At 47.6% G+C, this 17,026-nt stretch carries 20 protein-coding genes and 1 pseudogene; 10 read left to right on the forward strand and 11 right to left on the reverse strand.

Features of this window, described 5'->3' with window-relative positions; all coding sequences use genetic code 11:
• Positions 1 to 47 precede the first annotated feature (47 nt).
• Genes K331_RS0105940 through K331_RS0105965 form a run of 6 tightly spaced genes read right to left on the reverse strand, consistent with a single transcriptional unit; the run spans position 48 to position 5,615 of the window.
• Positions 48 to 2,069 (reverse strand): peptidase U32 family protein, encoded by a 2,022-nt coding sequence (locus tag K331_RS0105940; protein ID WP_028589564.1) that lies wholly within the window; start codon positions 2,067 to 2,069, stop codon positions 48 to 50.
• 56 nt (positions 2,070 to 2,125) lie between these two features.
• Positions 2,126 to 2,935, reverse strand: coding sequence for an energy-coupling factor transporter transmembrane component T family protein (locus K331_RS0105945; RefSeq protein WP_028589565.1), 810 nt, complete (start codon positions 2,933 to 2,935; stop codon positions 2,126 to 2,128).
• Between the two features lie 3 nt (positions 2,936 to 2,938).
• On the reverse strand, positions 2,939 to 3,826 hold the full coding sequence (locus K331_RS0105950) for an energy-coupling factor transporter ATPase (protein WP_028589566.1): 888 nt from the start codon (positions 3,824 to 3,826) through the stop codon (positions 2,939 to 2,941).
• A complete protein-coding gene (locus tag K331_RS0105955) occupies positions 3,802 to 4,644 on the reverse strand; it encodes an ATP-binding cassette domain-containing protein (RefSeq protein WP_028589567.1) in 843 nt (280 codons plus the stop codon). Before K331_RS0105955 ends, K331_RS0105950 begins: the two co-directional genes overlap by 25 nt.
• 40 nt (positions 4,645 to 4,684) lie before the next feature.
• A complete protein-coding gene (locus K331_RS0105960) occupies positions 4,685 to 5,239 on the reverse strand; it encodes a Gx transporter family protein (protein WP_018886507.1) in 555 nt (184 codons plus the stop codon).
• Complete coding sequence (locus K331_RS0105965; RefSeq protein WP_028589568.1) at positions 5,223 to 5,615, reverse strand: NusG domain II-containing protein; 393 nt, start codon at positions 5,613 to 5,615, stop codon at positions 5,223 to 5,225. The genes K331_RS0105960 and K331_RS0105965 overlap by 17 nt, the downstream gene beginning before the upstream one ends.
• 225 nt (positions 5,616 to 5,840) lie before the next feature.
• Between K331_RS0105965 and K331_RS0105970 the strand changes: the two genes are divergently transcribed.
• Positions 5,841 to 6,896 carry an FAD:protein FMN transferase gene (locus K331_RS0105970; RefSeq protein WP_028589569.1) on the forward strand — a complete coding sequence of 352 codons (1,056 nt, stop codon included), beginning with the start codon at positions 5,841 to 5,843 and terminating at the stop codon, positions 6,894 to 6,896.
• 88 nt (positions 6,897 to 6,984) lie between these two features.
• On the opposite strand, the pseudogene K331_RS29005 reads toward K331_RS0105970, so the two are convergent.
• Positions 6,985 to 7,888: pseudogene (locus K331_RS29005) on the reverse strand (GNAT family N-acetyltransferase).
• A gap of 425 nt (positions 7,889 to 8,313) precedes the next feature.
• Here K331_RS29005 and K331_RS0105980 point away from each other — a divergent pair.
• The 5 genes from K331_RS0105980 (at position 8,314) to K331_RS0106000 (ending at position 11,093) form a co-directional block, all read left to right on the forward strand.
• Positions 8,314 to 8,895 (forward strand): DUF4256 domain-containing protein, encoded by a 582-nt coding sequence (locus tag K331_RS0105980; protein WP_028589570.1) that lies wholly within the window; start codon positions 8,314 to 8,316, stop codon positions 8,893 to 8,895.
• 48 nt (positions 8,896 to 8,943) lie between these two features.
• Complete coding sequence (locus K331_RS0105985) at positions 8,944 to 9,273, forward strand: hypothetical protein (protein ID WP_226383535.1); 330 nt, start codon at positions 8,944 to 8,946, stop codon at positions 9,271 to 9,273.
• A gap of 182 nt (positions 9,274 to 9,455) precedes the next feature.
• Positions 9,456 to 9,812: a hypothetical protein gene (locus K331_RS29010; protein WP_318842584.1), complete on the forward strand. Its 357-nt coding sequence runs from the start codon at positions 9,456 to 9,458 to the stop codon at positions 9,810 to 9,812.
• Between the two features lie 338 nt (positions 9,813 to 10,150).
• Positions 10,151 to 10,600 carry a GNAT family N-acetyltransferase gene (locus K331_RS0105995; protein ID WP_028589572.1) on the forward strand — a complete coding sequence of 150 codons (450 nt, stop codon included), beginning with the start codon at positions 10,151 to 10,153 and terminating at the stop codon, positions 10,598 to 10,600.
• Between the two features lie 55 nt (positions 10,601 to 10,655).
• Positions 10,656 to 11,093, forward strand: coding sequence for a DUF6097 family protein (locus tag K331_RS0106000; RefSeq protein ID WP_028589573.1), 438 nt, complete (start codon positions 10,656 to 10,658; stop codon positions 11,091 to 11,093).
• 211 nt (positions 11,094 to 11,304) lie between these two features.
• On the opposite strand, the gene K331_RS29015 is transcribed toward K331_RS0106000, so the two are convergent.
• Entirely contained in the window at positions 11,305 to 11,544 is a 240-nt protein-coding gene (locus tag K331_RS29015; RefSeq protein WP_211237324.1) for a GNAT family N-acetyltransferase, read from the reverse strand.
• Positions 11,483 to 12,457: an AraC family transcriptional regulator gene (locus tag K331_RS0106010; RefSeq protein ID WP_028589574.1), complete on the reverse strand. Its 975-nt coding sequence runs from the start codon at positions 12,455 to 12,457 to the stop codon at positions 11,483 to 11,485. The genes K331_RS29015 and K331_RS0106010 overlap by 62 nt, the downstream gene beginning before the upstream one ends.
• Positions 12,458 to 12,924: 467 nt before the next feature.
• Here K331_RS0106010 and K331_RS0106015 point away from each other — a divergent pair, with 467 nt between their 5' ends.
• From K331_RS0106015 to K331_RS0106025, 3 genes are all read left to right on the forward strand, one after another.
• The gene (locus K331_RS0106015; protein WP_028589575.1) at positions 12,925 to 13,626 is read left to right on the forward strand and encodes an SAM-dependent methyltransferase; all 702 of its coding nucleotides are present in this window, start codon (positions 12,925 to 12,927) and stop codon (positions 13,624 to 13,626) included.
• 204 nt (positions 13,627 to 13,830) lie between these two features.
• Complete coding sequence (locus tag K331_RS0106020; protein ID WP_028589576.1) at positions 13,831 to 14,328, forward strand: DinB family protein; 498 nt, start codon at positions 13,831 to 13,833, stop codon at positions 14,326 to 14,328.
• Between the two features lie 128 nt (positions 14,329 to 14,456).
• Positions 14,457 to 15,164, forward strand: a complete 708-nt coding sequence (locus K331_RS0106025) for a DUF7832 domain-containing protein (protein ID WP_028589577.1) — start codon at positions 14,457 to 14,459, stop codon at positions 15,162 to 15,164.
• Positions 15,165 to 15,293: 129 nt separating this feature from the next.
• Here the strand turns inward: K331_RS0106025 and K331_RS0106030 are convergent, their stop codons facing one another.
• Both K331_RS0106030 and K331_RS0106035 read right to left on the reverse strand, forming a co-directional pair.
• A complete protein-coding gene (locus K331_RS0106030) occupies positions 15,294 to 15,860 on the reverse strand; it encodes a GNAT family N-acetyltransferase (RefSeq protein ID WP_028589578.1) in 567 nt (188 codons plus the stop codon).
• A 34-nt stretch (positions 15,861 to 15,894) separates the two neighbouring features.
• Complete coding sequence (locus K331_RS0106035; RefSeq protein WP_028589579.1) at positions 15,895 to 16,413, reverse strand: GrpB family protein; 519 nt, start codon at positions 16,411 to 16,413, stop codon at positions 15,895 to 15,897.
• 184 nt (positions 16,414 to 16,597) lie between these two features.
• Between K331_RS0106035 and K331_RS0106040 the strand changes: the two genes are divergently transcribed.
• Positions 16,598 to 16,927, forward strand: a complete 330-nt coding sequence (locus K331_RS0106040; RefSeq protein WP_028589580.1) for an ArsR/SmtB family transcription factor — start codon at positions 16,598 to 16,600, stop codon at positions 16,925 to 16,927.
• The last annotated feature ends 99 nt before the right edge of the window (positions 16,928 to 17,026 follow it).

The raw sequence follows: 17,026 nt of genomic DNA on the forward strand, positions 1-17,026 counted from the left end.
TATACTAACGGCCGGACACTGTTATAGCGCCCGGCCCCTGCATTGGCTTACCTCTGTACTGCCGGCTCGCTTTCTTTGGTCACTGCAGCTTCATTTTGCACGGTGCTTAAGGTCGTGTTCGCTACAGCAGCCCCGCCGTCAAACTGAAGTGCGCCCAGCGTGTACCCGGCATAGATTGGGTTCAGGGATGCGAGCAGCTCTTCCGCACGCTCCGGCTCATTCAAAGCGGTCTTGTACGCTGTGATAATCGCTGCCAGCTGCTCCGGGCGATAAGTCGTACCTTCGATCCGGAATACGGCCAGACCTGCTTTCTTTAACTCGGGAACGAGCGGCAGAAGACAGAGCTCCTTGGCCAGGGTCAAGTGATTGCGTCCATGCACATCACGGTACACGGGACTCTCTCCCTTATCCGTTTTGAGCACCAGAACCGAATTGGCGACATAGGTATTATCCTCTTCGCCCATCGGCTCAAGCACCTCCGTATTCTCATACAGATCATGCTCCATATACATTAATGCTGGTGATCCGTGAACAATCGCCTCAAGCGGTACCGGCGTCTCCGCCAGCAGCGCCCGGAAATCAATCGCAGGTAGCTCCATAGAAGCAGTGAGACGTGTCACCCCCATCTTGCTATAGAAGCCAGCAGATAGCTTGTTATATACGTTCAAGTTGAAGTCTCCGATTAATGGATAGCCTTTACTGGAAAATTTACGAACAGCCCCAAGGTTGGTCACCATGACGCCATCAATCGGCAACCGTTCACCCGAGAGCAATCCGTCATAGATGTCGAACTGTAGCTCTGTCATCATCCGCGGCAGGCAGACATATAGCTTCGCCTCGCCCTTTATGGCTGCAAGCTGTCTAATCTCTTCCTTCGTAAACGCATGATCGGGTTCATATACATCTCCTGATAGGTAGATATGGTCCGCACCCGCTGCAAGCGCCACCTCAGCTTGTGTGACATTATTCACATGAACGGAAATCTCTGAGCGCTCAGCAGTCACTTTCTGTGTCCCTGTATATGCAGACCACATGCTGCGAAGCTCGTTCAGCCGTTTCTCTCCAAGCTCCCGCTCCTCGGTCGGTGTGCTGAATACTTTACCCGTACTATAGAACTTGCCTGTTCCTTCATAGCGCTCATTGATGTTGGACAACCCAGGACGTCCAAAAGCATATGCCGTCGAGAAGTCGCGTTTGCGATTGTCATACAGCACATCACGATCCTTGGCACGTTCAAATCCGACCGGATCGGCAATATAGCGGTCAATAGCATCTCCATAGGTGTTAACCAGCATAAGCACGAACGACGTGTCCCGCATTCGGCCCTCGATTTTGAAGGAGGTAATTCCACCATGGATCAGCTCTGGAATGTGCTCATACATATACATATCTTTAACGGCCAGCGGATATTCGGAAGGATAGATGAAGCCGTCCTTTTTAACTCGATAATCCCAACGACATGGCTTGAGGCATTTGCCCCGGTTACTACTCATTCCGAATACCATCGAGCTGAAGTAGCAATTCGCACCGTGAACGGAGCACATATCACCATGAATAAAGTATTCCAGCTCCATTCCCGTCTGTGCCTGCAAATAACGCGTAGATGCCAGATCCATCTCTCGCGAGGTAACTACCCGGGTGACCCCTAGCTCCTTCAAGGCTTCCACCATCTCGATATTATGAACATTCATCATGACCGAGGAATGAACCGGTATCGACAGCCCCAATTCACGAATCAGCTCCAGAATAGCAAAATCCTGAACGATGATCGCATCTGGACCGGCATGCTCCAAAAAGCGCAAGTAATCTGCTGCTTCCTCCAGTTCCCCTTCATTTAGCAGATTATTAACCGTAACATAGACCTTCTTGCCGAGGGAATGTGCAATTTGTACCGCCTCGATAATTTGCTCAAACGTAAAATTGTACCCTTTGCGCATCATGCGCATATTCAGACTCGGACCCCCAAAATACACCGCATCGCAGCCCGCTGCGATAACCTCCTTGAAAATCTCAAACGTTCCCGCCGGTGCAAGCAATTCGACTTCTTTTCCATTAAAAAAGCGCGCCACAGCGTTTCCCCTCCTTCTAGTTGTCTCGAATAATATGTGTTATTTATCTTTATAGCTTAAACCCCTAGCATCCATTGGAGTCCAAGCACGACTCCAATCAAGCCTACGAAAGATAGCACGAACCCTGTAGCCCGTGTGCACCAGACCAGCTTGTGGTACTCCGAACGCGGTTCTCCGATGATGAAGCCCCGGGCCTCCATAGAGAACACAAGCTCTTCCGCACGGCGAAAGGCACTGACGGTCACGGGTACGAGCAGTGAGACCAACAGCTTACCCTTTTCCTTCCAAGCGAGCTCCTTCAGGTCTGCGCCGCGAGCCGCCTGGGCCTTGAGTATTTTGTGGGTCTCATCCAGAATGGTCGGAATGAATCGTAGCGCAATGCTCATCATCAGCGTTAGCCGATCTGCGGAGATGCCGATTTTTTTCAACGGAGAGAGCACCCCGCCAAGACCTTGATTCAGGACCCCGGGTGTTGTTGTAAATGTCAGCATCGCCGTAAAGGATACCAGTAAAGCCATTCTGCATGCGGAGATCACTCCGCGTGTCAGTCCACCAGCATAAAGCGTAATATGGCCTACCTCAAGCAAGAGCCTTCCTTCTTGAGCGGTCAGACTCTGCACGACAAAAATAAAAACCATCAACACCCACAAAGGCTTGGCGGCTTTGGCGTAATATTTGAGTGGAATCAGGGTCATCTTCATATAAATTAGAGAAAATACCGTCGCAAGCAAGAGCGGAATCCATGAGTTCACCAGCATCAGTGCCACCAAGTACAGCACCATCCCGGTCAATTTCGCCCGCGGGTCGATCAGGTGAATCCAGGAGCCGGTATTGATGCTCCGTCCGAACAGGAGCTTGTTTTGCATAATCTAACCGACTCCTTTTCTCTTGATGTCACGCTGCTCCAGCAAGTCATGAATTCTTACAGCTGCCTTTTCCGCTGTCAAGCAAGGCTCTTCGTGCTCCAATCCCAACTGCTTGGCAAGACGGTTCCATACCTTGATGCAAGCAGGCACAGCAAGATTGCACTCTCGCTCGAGCCTGCCCGCTTCGCGCACAAGCTCCGCCGGGCCACCTTGAAATATGTTCGTTCCCTGATGCATCACAATCCAGGTATCGGCGTAGGGAAGCATTTCCTCAATTCGATGAGTAACGACGATAATCGTCTTGCCTTCTTCCCCCTGCATCTTCCCGAGTAGACCCGCTAGCTCAGCCCGGCTCTCGGGATCGAGCGTTGCCGTCGGCTCATCCAGGACGATGACATCTGGGTCCATCGCCAGCACAGAGGCAATCGCTACCTTCCGCATTTGTCCACCACTTAAGTGGAACGGATTGCGGGGTAGGAAGGAGGCATCAAGTCCGACCAGCTCCAAGGCGCGAATCGCCCCCTTTCGTGCAGTTTCACGGTCCATACCGAAATTGAGCGGGCCGAACATGAGATCCTTTTCTACCGTATCCTCGAACAGCTGCTGCTCCGGGAATTGAAATACGAGTCCTACCCTGCGCCGCAGCTCCTGCAGCGGAGGCTGCTTACTTCCTGCCTCCAGCATGAAGTCCAATACACGCACCTTGCCCCCCGTGGGCTTCAATATCCCGTTAAAATGCTGGAGCAATGTCGATTTACCCGAACCAGATGCACCAGCAATCCCTACAAAGGCTCCATTCTCAAGCTGGAGACTTACATCATGCAGGGCAGAATGGCTCCACATGCTGCGGGCATCATATGCATAGCTTACTTCTTCGAAAACAATTGCCATATCTGATCCGCCATCTCCCTGCTCTGCTGCTTGCCGTTCGGCATCGTAATTCCCAGCTTGTAAAGTTCTGCCTCCAGCCGGATAGAGTAAGGGCCAATGAGACGGCAGGCTTGCAACAGTTCGCTGTCATGAAACAGTTCCCATGGTGTCAAATCTGCTGCAATCCCACCGCTGCCCAGTACGATGGCACGGTCTGAAGCCATAATCTCCTCCGCATCATGCGTAATCGAGATCATAGTGTATCTGCCGCCTGCCTTCATCTCTTGCAATATATCCAACAATTCTCCCCGCGCCTTCTCATCCAGCATGGAGGATGCCTCGTCAAAAATGACGATCTCCGGTTCGATCGCCAATATTGCAGCTACTGCGACCCGCTGCTTCTGTCCACCGGACAGCTCGGATGGATGCTTGGTCAGCAAATGGCCAATCTCCAGCTTCTCTGCATAGCCGCGGACCCGCTCCTTCATTTCCTCGCGTGGAAGATGACGGTTCTCTAGCCCAAAGGCAATGTCCTCCTCCACTGTGGAGCCGATGAACTGGTTATCCGGGTTCTGAAATACCATTCCGATTCGGGGACGCAGCTTTCCAATGGTTCCGCTGGACAGCAGGATTCCATCCACCTCAATCGTCCCCTCATTCACCGCCAGCAGACCGCCGAGCAGCTTGGCCAGCGTCGACTTGCCGCAGCCGTTCGGGCCCACCAGTGAGACCCAGCTTCCCGGAAGGATGCTGAATGACAGATCGCTCAGCACCGGCTTCTCTGGTGAATAAGCGAATGATACATGATGTACGTTATAAGCGGGTTGCCGCTCTGTCATTCTTCTCCCTCCTTGCTCTCCTATCAACCTCTTCATTTCTTCAAGCTGGCTTCGTCAAAAACCCTTCAAACAGAGAGAGCTTCGACAAAGATGGGATCAAGTAGCGCACCGCGATCCCTACCGCAATGCCGGTCAATATGCCGGCGATCAGCAGCAGTGGTAAATACGACATGACTTTGGTTGTCTTCAGATAGAGCGACGCAGCCCCGAGCTGTCCGATATTATGAGAGATTCCGCCGACAATACTGACGCTGATCATGCTGAAATGCTCACGTCCCAGGCTGAGTAGCCCCCACATAGCCAGGAAGCTCAATAAGGCTCCGCTAATACTGAACAGAAAGGTGGAAAACGTTCCTAAAATGAATGAGCTAAGCACGGTCTTAAGAATAACAACCATAAATGCGTCCCTGCCTCTTAGAAAATATAGACAGGTCAGGATCATAATGTTGGCCAGACCAAGCTTGGCACCGGGAATGCTCACATTCACCGGAATCAGGCTCTCGATTAAGCTAAGAACTACGGCGACCGCCGAGAATATAGCGATGATCACCGTCCTTTTTAAAGAGAGATGTGCTTGCTCATGTAACGATGGCATCAATATCGCCTCCTTCATCTGGCACACCTTGAACTTCTACGATCAATTTATAAGGCAGACAGACGATCGTCCCGCCGTTGCGCGTGATGAAGCCGAAGGTAAGGCATATCTTGTCAGGACAGTCCGCATCAATCATTTCAATTCCGTAATCATGAACCTTGAGCAGGTTATATCCATGGTCGGTCTTTATCTCAATCTCCTGTTCTTCCTCTGTCAGCTCTACTGTGCGGAACAGTTTGCCGTCAATCGTAATTTTTGCGATACGCTTCTCATTGTGATTAATTTCACTATCACTGCCGCCGAGCCACCTAGGTACTAGAAATGCACCTGCTATAACAACGACAAGAACGATCAGTAGGATGTCTCCGCGCTTCATAGCATACTCCTTATTTTTTTAATTACATAAATTATAGATGAATTTATTATACCTGCTAGCTTCTGAACCATCGTGTGACAAATGTATCTTTCATTTAACTTTTCACAAAATCATCACTTAGAAAGAGTTCATAAATATTAAAAACCCTGTGAGAATTGACACATTTCATGTGGATTCTTTTCTGCTAAACTCAAGGTCCACATGATCGAGAAAAGAGGATGCACATTGAAGTATTTGAATAAATTCACCGTCCTGCTGCTCACGATGTCCTTGCTTACAGCCCTTCTAAGCGGTTGCACAGGCAATACGAATTCCAGCGGACAAACCGTCACTCCTGTTAGCGAGACCTTCTTCATTTTTGATACCGTCGTTACGATCAAGATTTACGATAAGCGGGCAACTACAAAAAACTTTCAAGAGCTGGAAGCTCTGATGAAAGATATCGACTCTAAAATCAATCGTTCGAATGAGAATAGTGAAATTTACGCAGTAAATGCGAATGCAGGCATTGCACCGGTTCAGGTATCGCAGGAAACCTTTGAACTGGTGAAGATTGCTGTCGACTATGCTCAGCAAACAGGTGGCCTGCTTGACCCTTCCATTGGGCCGCTCGTCAGTCTCTGGAATATCGGTCACGAAGGTGCCCACGTCCCCCAGGCAGCCGACATTGAAGCAGCACAGAAGCTGGTCGACTACCATAAGATTGAGCTAAATGAAGATGCTCGTGAAATCTATCTTCAAGACAAAGGGATGGATATTGACCTCGGCTCGTATGGCAAAGGCTTTGCGGCTGACCTGATCTATGATTATTTACAAGCCCAAGGCTTCGAGAGCGCGATTATCGACCTCGGCGGTAACGTCTTTGCTATGGGCAACAAGCCAGGTGGCCGCGAATGGAACGTCGGCATTCAGCACCCGGATCAGAAACGCGGCATTGATATCGGGACGTTAAAGGTGACAGACAAGAGTATGGTTACTGCCGGGATTTACGAGCGCTTTTTCGTAGAGAACGGAAAGACCTACATGCACATTCTCGATCCTCGCACTGGTTATCCGGTGGACAATAATATCAGCAGCGTCACCATTATTGCCGATTCCTCGACAGCAGCCGATACGATGGATACCTCATTGCTCATTATGGGCATCGAAGACGGACTCAAGTTTGCTGAGGAGAACAACACAGAGGCGCTGTTCATTACCAAGGACAAGAAGCTGTATGCGACTCCTGGCTTTAAGGAAATGCTGAACAAAACGAACGACGAGTATACCTTTGCTAATTAAGGAAATGTCAGCCTGCGCATAACGAATATTGAACGAAAATAAAACTAGAAAAGAGGAGCGTAGCGCCCCTCTTTCTCTTTTTCTTAGCTTAATTCAGCTTTGTAAAATACCTAATCTCTTCTGATTCCTTACAGAATCCAACTGATTCGTATAGAGATAAGGCAGATCTATTTGTAGTTAATACCATAAGGCTCGCATATTCTAGCTGATTGGCTTTGAGATAGCTCAGGGCTTGTGTAAGCAAATACTTGGCAAAGCCGCGCTTTCTCCATGGTTCGCGGACAAAAACATCCTCTATTACACCGTGGTCTGCCTCTTGCCATGCCATGAGTCCGCCAACAATAGCGTCTGATTGACGTATGACCATGGATGTCCATAGTTTGTTATTCTTGTATTCAGACAACCTATTCAGTCCCAGTGGAGTATCAGGCCAGATTTCAGCTTCTACATCGAGGTAATCTCTTTCCTCACCAGATGATTCCATCTTCCAGTATGAAAATTGAAATTCCTCTTGGAGCCTTAACTCAGGAATCGGTTCATTCAAGTCTCGATTCATACGAAACAGACTATTCAGTGGAAGATATCCTTTTTGGACAAAAAACTGAATATTAGCTGTTTCGGTGGAATCGTTACCAACACAAAGCAATTGTTCCATATTCTTCAGGTAATGTTTCCTTTAATTGTTCTGCTCTTATGAGAAGATATCGATAGACGTTGTCGAGTAAAGTAATGTCATTTTCTCTTTCGGTAATCGTCTTAAGATTGATGTATATGGAGTGATTGTTCTCTCTTGATCGACCGGGAGGTACAATATTCATAATGCTAACCTGCCCCTTGGCGACCATTTTCCCATGTTCAAATGCGCAATACACGTTGCTCCAATTATCTTCGTCCCCTACCCACCAAAACACTGCATTTTCTTTTGCTGTTACGGATCGGTACAACTCACCAAGTAAAGGCATGTCTTCTTGTTGGAAATTACGTATAATCATTTCTGCTGATCCTTGACTCAAATTAATACCCCTCTCAAGTAGAAGGGGATTTCGCAGTTTAGAGGGCTAGCTATGCGAGTTCCCCTTAATAAATTTGCCCTTTACTAGCATTTGTCTACTCACAATAAACGCCTCCCTTAACTGTTATTACCATCGACACTAACATACCTTGAGCGTTGTATCAAACATAATTTACAACTATAATTATTTTCTTCAATACGTATGTAATACGGTTCAAAAGCAGTTACAATATATAGCGTAAGAAATGACATGAACACATTTTTTAACAGGTACAAAAAGTTGGACAAAACATTCCCACCTTCATTTAAATCCGTGTGTGTTGGTGAAAATAGTAAAGAGTAGTTAACGAATGAACCATCCATAGAACTAGCCTTCCTACATCTCAATTCAAAGGAGAGACCAACATGTCCAAGAACAGTGAAATCAACAATAAGAAGGAATTGTCGCCGGAGCAACGTGATGAACTACTCGGAACATTGAAAGCTCGTTTTGAGAAAAACATGTCCCTCCATCCGGACATCGAATGGACTAATGTGGAGGCAAAGCTCGTAGCTCATCCTCAGAAGCTGTGGTCACTCCATGAGATGGAGCGAACGGGTGGGGAGCCGGACGTTGCGATGCATGATTCTGAGACGGGCGAGTACATTTTTTATGATAGTGTCGTGGAAAGTCCTAAAGGGCGTAGAAGTGTCTGTTATGACCGTGAAGCATTGGAATCCCGAAAGCAGCACAAGCCCGAAAATAGCGTCATGGATATGGTGGCCGAGATGGGGATAGAGCTCCTGACGGAGGAGCAGTACCGTGAGCTGCAGAAGCTAAAACCATTCGATCTAAAAACGTCCAGCTGGGTGAAAACACCTGATCCCATTAGAAAGCTCGGCGGAGCGATCTTCTGTGATCGCCGCTACGATACAGTCTTTATGTATCACAATGGAGCAGATTCCTATTATGGGGCCAGAGGCTTCCGTGGCTTGCTAAGAGTCTAGCGTCGGCGTTAACCATTCCACTACGACAAGGCATCATCAGGATGAACGATGGCAGGAGTGAATATGATGCTTCATGAGCTACACTTTTTAACATGTCCATGGGAACACCTAACTGAAAGCGCAGCTATAGCCCTTCAACAGGAGCTACAAAGTGAATTAAGTCCAGCACATCAACTATTCGGTACAAAGTCTGTCGCTCGCGCGCATCGTATAGACAATGATGATGTACTATTCTGGATTGAGGGTCTCAATACGTACGCTATTGTTCACCTAACATGGGCTCGTGCTAATGCAGAGGGCTACCCCATAACACAAACGCTGCCGATGGACGAATTGGCTGCATATTGCAAGCGTATTTCTGAAGAATACGAGACTTGATCTCATTCAAAGAAACGGTGGAACAGCGTATGAACAATATTTCTCGGCGCGACACATCAGAGCTTCTCAGGGAACGGCTAACACAAGACAGACAAGTAGCCCTATCCGCACTCCAGAATCTGTAGACAATAGCACCAGTTAATAAGAACATTCTACAGAAACCATAAGCGAGGTCATGGAAAATGAAAATTAATGTCCTGCTCAGTACGCCAGACAACAAGTTCATTATTAATAACATCTATCCACTCTATTTGCATGACTTGTCTGAAATCTGGGAGAATAAGCCCAATCGGTTCGGTGTGTATGAGGAGGACGATACCAGGACGCTAAGCGAACAAAATAAAGTGTTTGATATTTGGTGGGACAAGCCTTCCGTGCTCTTTCCATTCCTGATTACAGTGGATGAGCTGCCCGCCGGACTTGCTTTTGTCGCCACTCCTCCATATACGCCTTGTCCGCCCCATATTCAATATTATCTAAATGAATTTTTCCTCCTACGTCCTTTTCGTGGCCACGGCGTGGGGCAAGAAGCTGCCTGACAGGTGTTTGATCAATTCAGAGGACACTGGGAGTTGCAGACAGCCGTCACGGAGAGGAATATCTGAGCTCAGACGTTCTGGCGCAAGACTTTATCTGCGTACACCAAAGGGACCCACTCGGAAGCGCATGGAACTTATGCGGATGGCAAGAAGGTCGTATTCCGATTTACAAATCAGCAGGGATGAGGAATGAAGGTCGTTCATTGTCAACATAAATAACGAATAATTTGAAGAGGGTGAGCTAATGAAGCCTTATATGAAATGGAGCTATACCGTGAAAATCGTGAATCTGCCTAAGAAAGGAGTGTGAGCATACAAGGAAAAAGGAGAGATAATGCATGTACAGTAAAAAAGCAAATTCCAGTGATTATGAGCTGATTCTGCAGCTATGGGAAAGATCCGTTAGGGCCACTCATGATTTTTTACAGCCAGGTGATCTGAAGGAGATTCGCAAGGAAATCCCTTCCTATCTACCTCTGTTAGATGTTCAGCTATGGTACACAGACGATCATTTGGTTGGCTTCTCCTCTGTTCATGAGCAGCACTTGGAAATGTTGTTCCTGGATTCTGATGCGCTTGGCATGGGGTATGGAACTCAGATTATACAGCGGCTGATTCATGGCGGCGTAACATCCGTTGATGTCAATAAGGACAACCCGCGGGCAACAAGTTTCTACTTGAAGCATGGCTTCAGAATCATTAGTGAGTCACCAACAGATAGTGCAGGCCGCGCTTATCCCATATTGCATTTATCACGGTTCGTTTCAGATATTACTGCTATACTGTAACAGTTTGAGCAAATTGGGCTACAGACTATTTTATTTTGCAAGGAGGTACCTTGAATTGAATTATGGAAGGGCACTTCATAATGTGCTGGAATTCAGCCATCAGTTGGATGTGCTACACAAGCATATGACAGAAAGCAATTTACCGGTGCGTAAAAGCGATTCTTTCGATAGGCAATGCTTTTTATTGGAGCAACACCTTGGAGAGGATGTCTATCAAACTACGTACAAAAAAATGAAAAAGGTCAATCTTCTATCAGGGATCACAGCTCTTCCGGTGCTGCTCGTGATTGCGGTGGCCTACATCTACAGCCGTTGGATCGACAAGGAGCTGGACATGTTCGGATTCTTCATAGATCATCCTGTGCTCTATCTCGTACCTGCTGTACTGATTGTCGTAACCCTGGTACTCGCTGTGTACCATTCTATTTTGCGTAAAAAGCTATATTACCAGATCTACCCGGAGTTGAAGAGTAAGCTCCACATTCAGGAGTAGAATACTCCGTTCAGCTTTTCTTCCTTCATCAGCAACAGGCACTTGCACTTATTACATTCTAATCGGTGAATTTGATCAGTAAGAACGTTAGAGAGGAGCAACAGCTCCTCTCTTTCTTCATACAGCTCCATTACTTCATATCAGTGGCTATGCCGTATCATTCATGATTCCCTTATGCTCGGTCGGTGCAATTGAAAATAAACTAATCCATCTAGAGATCATTGCTCTTATCGAATAGCCCCCAGCGACAGCCTGCATCCTCCATATGATAGCTGATGATGTCCTTCGCTTCATCCAGATTTTTGCAGGGCTCAATATCCATGAATCTTGTTACTGCCTCATCTGAGAAATGCCCAAAAACCTCCTTCACATCCTGTAATGTCAAAATTCTAAGCTGTAGTCTCGTTGTCTCCAGCGACGGATACTCCGCTACTCCCTTGCCCAATATCATCGCTACTCTCCTCCATTGTCTTCACGGGCCTCAGCACAGCATAGCCATAGCCCTCAGGGTAATGTCGCTGATAATCATACAGGGTCCCCTCATTCCATTCGAACCCCAGTTCCGTGGGATCAAAATTCCACGCCTTGTGCTCCACCATCTTCATGACCTGCCCATTGGCTCGTAAGTAATCAAAAGGCGGGTGGAAGAACACCAGGTAATCGGACTCTGGAATATCACGGCATTCCATACCGGCGGGAATCTCTCCATCATAGTCAGCAGCTACCATGATCCCATATAGATATCCCCTCTGACCATCCTGGTAGAACCATCCTGCCGTCTGCCCCAGCTGCCCAGGAAGGCTAAGATGAGACATACTATCTAGCGTTCCGCTGATCTCATCGCAATTGTGTCCATTTCTCCAGAAATCCCCGTAATTTTTGGATGTGATATCCCAGGTCCCTATAAATTTATGCGCCGGGATCCGTTCAATTTTTACCTCTACAGCCTTCACTTCAACTTCACTCATTACAATCCTCTCCCTCAGATGATAGTGATAAGGAGAGAACACCTCCGCACGAATGGCTAACGGAATGGGACGCGGGGCTCGACGATAGGCAGCCGGAGTCATGTGAAAGGCTTTGACGAATGCTCTCGTAAAGGCCTCCTGTGATGAAAATTGATACTTCACAGCGATATCGAGAATTCGCGCATTCGAGTCCCGCAGATCTAATGCTGCGCGGCTAATACGCCGCATCCATATATAATTTCTTAGCGTCATGCCTGTCAGAGCATGGAACTTCTTCGTACAATAATAGGGCGAGTAGCCCAAGTCCTCGGACATGTTCAGCAATGTCGGCGTCGAAGTCAGATTATCCTCGATCCAGCTGACCATCAGCTGAACCATCTCGTTCCATTCATACATGGAGTTCCCCTCCTTTCGACACCATCATAGCAATCTGAGAATGAGCTTATTTGACCTGAGTTGCAGAAGCAGAGCATTGGGCGCGTGTTGAGCCAGGATAAGCATCTATTAGATAACGAGATTAGACAAATGAGATTACATAGCACGGTTACAACTCATGCTAATGTAAGCGAATTTACATAATTCAGCCAATAAATAAGCCTCATTTGACACAAGGCTACTGCCAACATACAATGAGCATAACAATGATTTAAGGAGGTGTTTGTTTGTCGGTTCTCCGCTAAGGAACGATGTCTATCACAGGTTGACGGCTGCTCGCCGTTATGATTCGTTGTGCCATTGACATGCCTTACGGACACCGCCGAACGGACACCTGTCCGGACTCTGCCAAGCAGACGCGGTTATTATACCGTGTCTGCTTTTTTTCTGTGAGGCATGATCTCATTTGAAAAGGAAGCTGAAGCCACTTGAGTAACTTATCTAATCCTGATTTTGTTCGATCACTGCTTATGGGCCCAAACTGTCTAACTCTGCTGGAGGAGATGCTCCCTCACCTTGATTTACCCGCTGCTAAGCGTATCCTTGATCTTGGCTGTGGCAACGGCCTGACCTCTATGTATCTGGCAGAACGCTCCGCTGCAAGCATATTTGCCATGGACCTCTGGATCTCCGCCACAGAGAATGACCATCGCTTCCGTCAGGCACAGCTTGACAGGCAGATCATTCCTATACATGCCGACGCTCATCATCCTCCGTTTGCCGATGGATATTTCGATATGATGATCAGTGTAGATGCCTATCATTATTTTGGCCGTGATGAGCGTTATATGGATGACGTTTTGTCCCGACTTGTCACACAGAACGGACTAATCGCCCTAGCTCTGCCCGGCTTGAAACAAGAGCTTGATAGCGAACTGCCTCCAGAGATGGCGGTCACCTGGACTCTCGATGATCTGGACACATGGCATAGCTGTGCATGGTGGAGCAAGTTGTTGTCCTCCTCCAAGACAGTAGATATTATCTCCATTAGGGAGATGAACGGTTTTGATGAGTGCTGGGCCGACTGGCTGGCCTCTGATAATCCGTATGCTCAAGCAGATCGCCGTGCAATGGAAGCCGGGGCCGGTAAATATATGAATTTTATCTTCATTCTTCTGAAGCGCCTGTAAGCGATCAAGATAATACTCTATAACACGATAGCCGAATTATATGATTCCTTTCCTTACGACAGGGTCCTATAACTCGGCTGTTGCTGTTAATTCCCTTACTTCAATTTATGTAAATTAATTTGTATACTACTTATTGTTGTGAATTAGATATTCGTCATTTTATAACTGCATTCAAGTAAGGCAAGAGAGAAAGGATGATTCCGCATGTCGGATGCAAATCAATTATTTGGGCAAGCCCTTATCAATTCACTCATTGGAGAACGTGGGCATCTTCCGATTGCCCGTGCTTTGACTGATATCAGCGCTGAACTGGCTGGACGAGTACACGAAGGTATGCCCTACAGCATCTATCAGTTGGTAAAGCACATGGATTACTGGCAACAATTCATGCTGGCTCATCTGGAGGGTCGCAAGCCGCACATGCCGGCAAGTGTCATGGAGAGCTGGCCAGAGGAGACAGCTCCTCAGGATGAGGAGAGCTGGCAGGCAGATATTCGGGCCTTCCTGTCCGGGGTCGATCAAGCCGTGGCGATTGCTGGACAAGCCCAACTGGACGAGTCTCTTCTCTATTTCCCTGGAGAGACCAAGGCCGGATTGTTGCGTAACATCGCATCACATAACTCCTATCATCTTGGTGAGATTGTGCTATTACGTCGCTTCTATGGCGCTTGGCCACCACCCGGGGGCGGTTACCCCGCTTAAGCCATATCTTCCCGTCAGATCACATAGCTTCTCTACTCTTCCTATGCCTATCCACGATCCCGCTATAATAAGAGTACCTGGTAGTAGTAATGAATCCGTAGAAGCACATCTGGACCTGAGGTGAAGGAATGAGCAAACATGAGATTGTACTGACCAAGCAAGGCAAGAGCTTTAAGGATTATCGGCATTTAGCGATTACTGAGGCCACCGAAGTATGCACTCTGAATATCATCAAAGGCCGACTATACGCGGACCGCAAGACGATGAACCCCGTCTACGAGCCATATCCTACGAAGCAGGAAGCCGTGGCGAGATTCAATGAGGTTGCTGATGAATGGAGAAGCAAGGGCTACTCAGAGGACTCTATTGATGTCATTTTTCAGTATAAGGAAAAAGAAGTCTATGTGTACGATAAAGCAAAATGGCACCTTGAAGGAGAGTTTCCACAGGAGCTGAACGCCAGCCAAGCCTATGTTCCGACAGGGATGTTCATCACCTGGCTGATCCACCATGATCTGCTTGAGAAGCGGGTACAGAGGGCTGATGCGAAGGAGATTGATCTCGTAAAGCGCGGCGATATGACTGGAGCCGAATTTTTCAGAGTTCAATGGGACGGAGTGCTGACCTCCAGGGAGCTGACGGATGAAGCGGATGACTTCGCTCGTGAGTATTTGAACATCCATAACGACGTGTACACCGCTGAGGACTTTATGAATGTTCTGGCGGACAGCTTACCGACGATCTATCATGTCGAGGACTCCATGGAGAATTTTAACCGAATCGAGCCTGTCATTAGCAGGCGCTATCAGGAGTGGAAGCTTGGACGAAGTCAGTGAAGCCCATATGCTACACATAATCAAAATCCGTCTTAATATTGGGGGTACATGACTCCGATGACCTGTACAAAGAGGGCAATTGTGCCCTCTTTTTGCGTTCATTTGCCTACACCCCTTATGCTTGATGACTTAAGCCTTATTAATGTATACATCGCCTCTAGCTTCGTAATCCGCGCGGGTCATGCCGTAATAGACTACATCCTCGAATTGATCCCACTTCAGAATGTGCTGCTTGAACTCACCTTCAAATGTCATGCCCACTTTCCTCATCACATTGGCGGAAGCCGGATTTTTGGTCATCGCCGCTGCCCACACCTTATTTAAATCCTGCTCCCGAAATCCGAAATCAACCAATCTTTTAGCCGCTTCAGTAGCATATCCCTGTCCCCAAAATGGTCTTCCCAGCCAATAACCCAGTTCGCCTCTTCGATGTGACGGGGTTATATTGATGCTCATACAGCCTATGAGCTGCTCGTCTTCTGTACGGATTACAGCAAATGGATACCCATGCCCATCATCTGCTCGATCTATACAGGCCCTAATCCAACGTTCTGCGCCTTCCTCGGGGTAGGGATAGGGTATGGACAAGGTCGTTCTCGCTACCTCTATACTCCCAGCGAATTCCTGTACCCTGCTGGCATCTGCCAATTCAAATGGTCTCAACGTTAATCGTTCCGTATCCAATGTAGGCTGCAATGAAATCCCCCCTTATCCGTCTGATATCAAGGTACTATCCCTCATTCTCCTTATTAGCCTGCCGAAGGATATCTGCAATGAACGAATGCTTACCTTGGGTGTAAGCTACCCGATCCTGAGAAAATCTAGCAGCGAGCTCCTCCTTCAATTGCTGGTATTGCTCTCTTACCTCAGGATGCTCTCTTAAATAATTTCTGAATAAAATTTGATTCGTCCAAGCTTCACTGCCGTAAAGGTAGATATGCAGATGATGCGTTCCCGCTCTCCATGCTCCTTTTCGGAAAAACCTTCGCTCAGGGAACTCCGCATGAATCACATGCTCGTATCCCAGGCTAGCCAATGGCCCTATAAAGGCTTCAACGATCTCCAGTTCCTGCACGCCAGCCATGAAATCGATCACAGGCTTGGCAGTAAGTCCTGGCACAGCTGTGCTACCGATATGCTCGATAGAGATAACCTGATTGCCCAAAAGTTCGAGTAGCTTCCTCCGTTCAATGTCGTATTCGGCAGCCCAGTTGGGATTGTAAGCTTCAAGTATTACCACCTCTTTCATAGGCCCCTCCTTTATTAAGTAGAATTAAGAACGTGACAGGCGATTATCTGGAATTGTTACCCAATATTATAACGGGAATCAGACCCTATGGATATGCTGTATCCTACACTGCAGTGTGCTTCTTCTCACATATCTATGCTATGATATTCATATCTTCAAAAGTCTGAATAAAGGAGCATAGAGCATGAATCAGAGCATCCAACAGTTTAAGGCGGATTTCTTCAAGGCATTGGCCCATCCCATGAGAATCCGTATTCTGGAGCTGCTAAGCGATGGTGACAAGACTGTCAATGAGCTGCAAGGCATTCTTGGCTCGGAAGGCTCCGCCGTATCCCAGCAGCTGGCTGTGCTGCGCAGCAAAAATGTCGTTCAAGGGTCGAAGGACGGCACCTCCGTCATTTACTCTCTGCGTGATCCACGGATCAAGGATCTGCTGGTGGTCGCCAAGCAAATTTTTGACAATCATCTCGTAGACGCCATCTCCCTACTGGAAGATATCCGCAAAGAAACCTAAACACGAAGAACAAGGAGCGCTGTGGAGCAAGATGCAGGAACTTCTTGTTTTTTTGTGATTTCATGATCCATTACACGGTTTGGACCGATTTTTCGTGTT

This window comes from Paenibacillus massiliensis subsp. panacisoli DSM 21345, from assembly GCF_000426545.1.
Taxonomy (GTDB): Bacteria; Bacillota; Bacilli; order Paenibacillales; family Paenibacillaceae; genus Paenibacillus; species Paenibacillus panacisoli.

Coding starts and splice junctions, on each gene's coding strand:
- K331_RS0105945 (WP_028589565.1), bottom strand. CDS start 2,935: ATGCAAAACAAGCTCCTGTTCGGACGGAGCATCAATACCGGCTCCTGG.
- K331_RS0105950 (WP_028589566.1), bottom strand. CDS start 3,826: ATGGCAATTGTTTTCGAAGAAGTAAGCTATGCATATGATGCCCGCAGC.
- K331_RS0105955 (WP_028589567.1), bottom strand. CDS start 4,644: ATGACAGAGCGGCAACCCGCTTATAACGTACATCATGTATCATTCGCT.
- K331_RS0105960 (WP_018886507.1), bottom strand. CDS start 5,239: ATGCCATCGTTACATGAGCAAGCACATCTCTCTTTAAAAAGGACGGTG.
- K331_RS0105965 (WP_028589568.1), bottom strand. CDS start 5,615: ATGAAGCGCGGAGACATCCTACTGATCGTTCTTGTCGTTGTTATAGCA.
- K331_RS0105980 (WP_028589570.1), top strand. CDS start 8,314: ATGTCCAAGAACAGTGAAATCAACAATAAGAAGGAATTGTCGCCGGAG.
- K331_RS0105985 (WP_226383535.1), top strand. CDS start 8,944: ATGGCAGGAGTGAATATGATGCTTCATGAGCTACACTTTTTAACATGT.
- K331_RS29010 (WP_318842584.1), top strand. CDS start 9,456: ATGAAAATTAATGTCCTGCTCAGTACGCCAGACAACAAGTTCATTATT.
- K331_RS0105995 (WP_028589572.1), top strand. CDS start 10,151: ATGTACAGTAAAAAAGCAAATTCCAGTGATTATGAGCTGATTCTGCAG.
- K331_RS29015 (WP_211237324.1), bottom strand. CDS start 11,544: ATGATATTGGGCAAGGGAGTAGCGGAGTATCCGTCGCTGGAGACAACG.
- K331_RS0106010 (WP_028589574.1), bottom strand. CDS start 12,457: ATGTATGAATGGAACGAGATGGTTCAGCTGATGGTCAGCTGGATCGAG.
- K331_RS0106020 (WP_028589576.1), top strand. CDS start 13,831: ATGTCGGATGCAAATCAATTATTTGGGCAAGCCCTTATCAATTCACTC.
- K331_RS0106025 (WP_028589577.1), top strand. CDS start 14,457: ATGAGCAAACATGAGATTGTACTGACCAAGCAAGGCAAGAGCTTTAAG.
- K331_RS0106035 (WP_028589579.1), bottom strand. CDS start 16,413: ATGAAAGAGGTGGTAATACTTGAAGCTTACAATCCCAACTGGGCTGCC.
- K331_RS0106040 (WP_028589580.1), top strand. CDS start 16,598: ATGAATCAGAGCATCCAACAGTTTAAGGCGGATTTCTTCAAGGCATTG.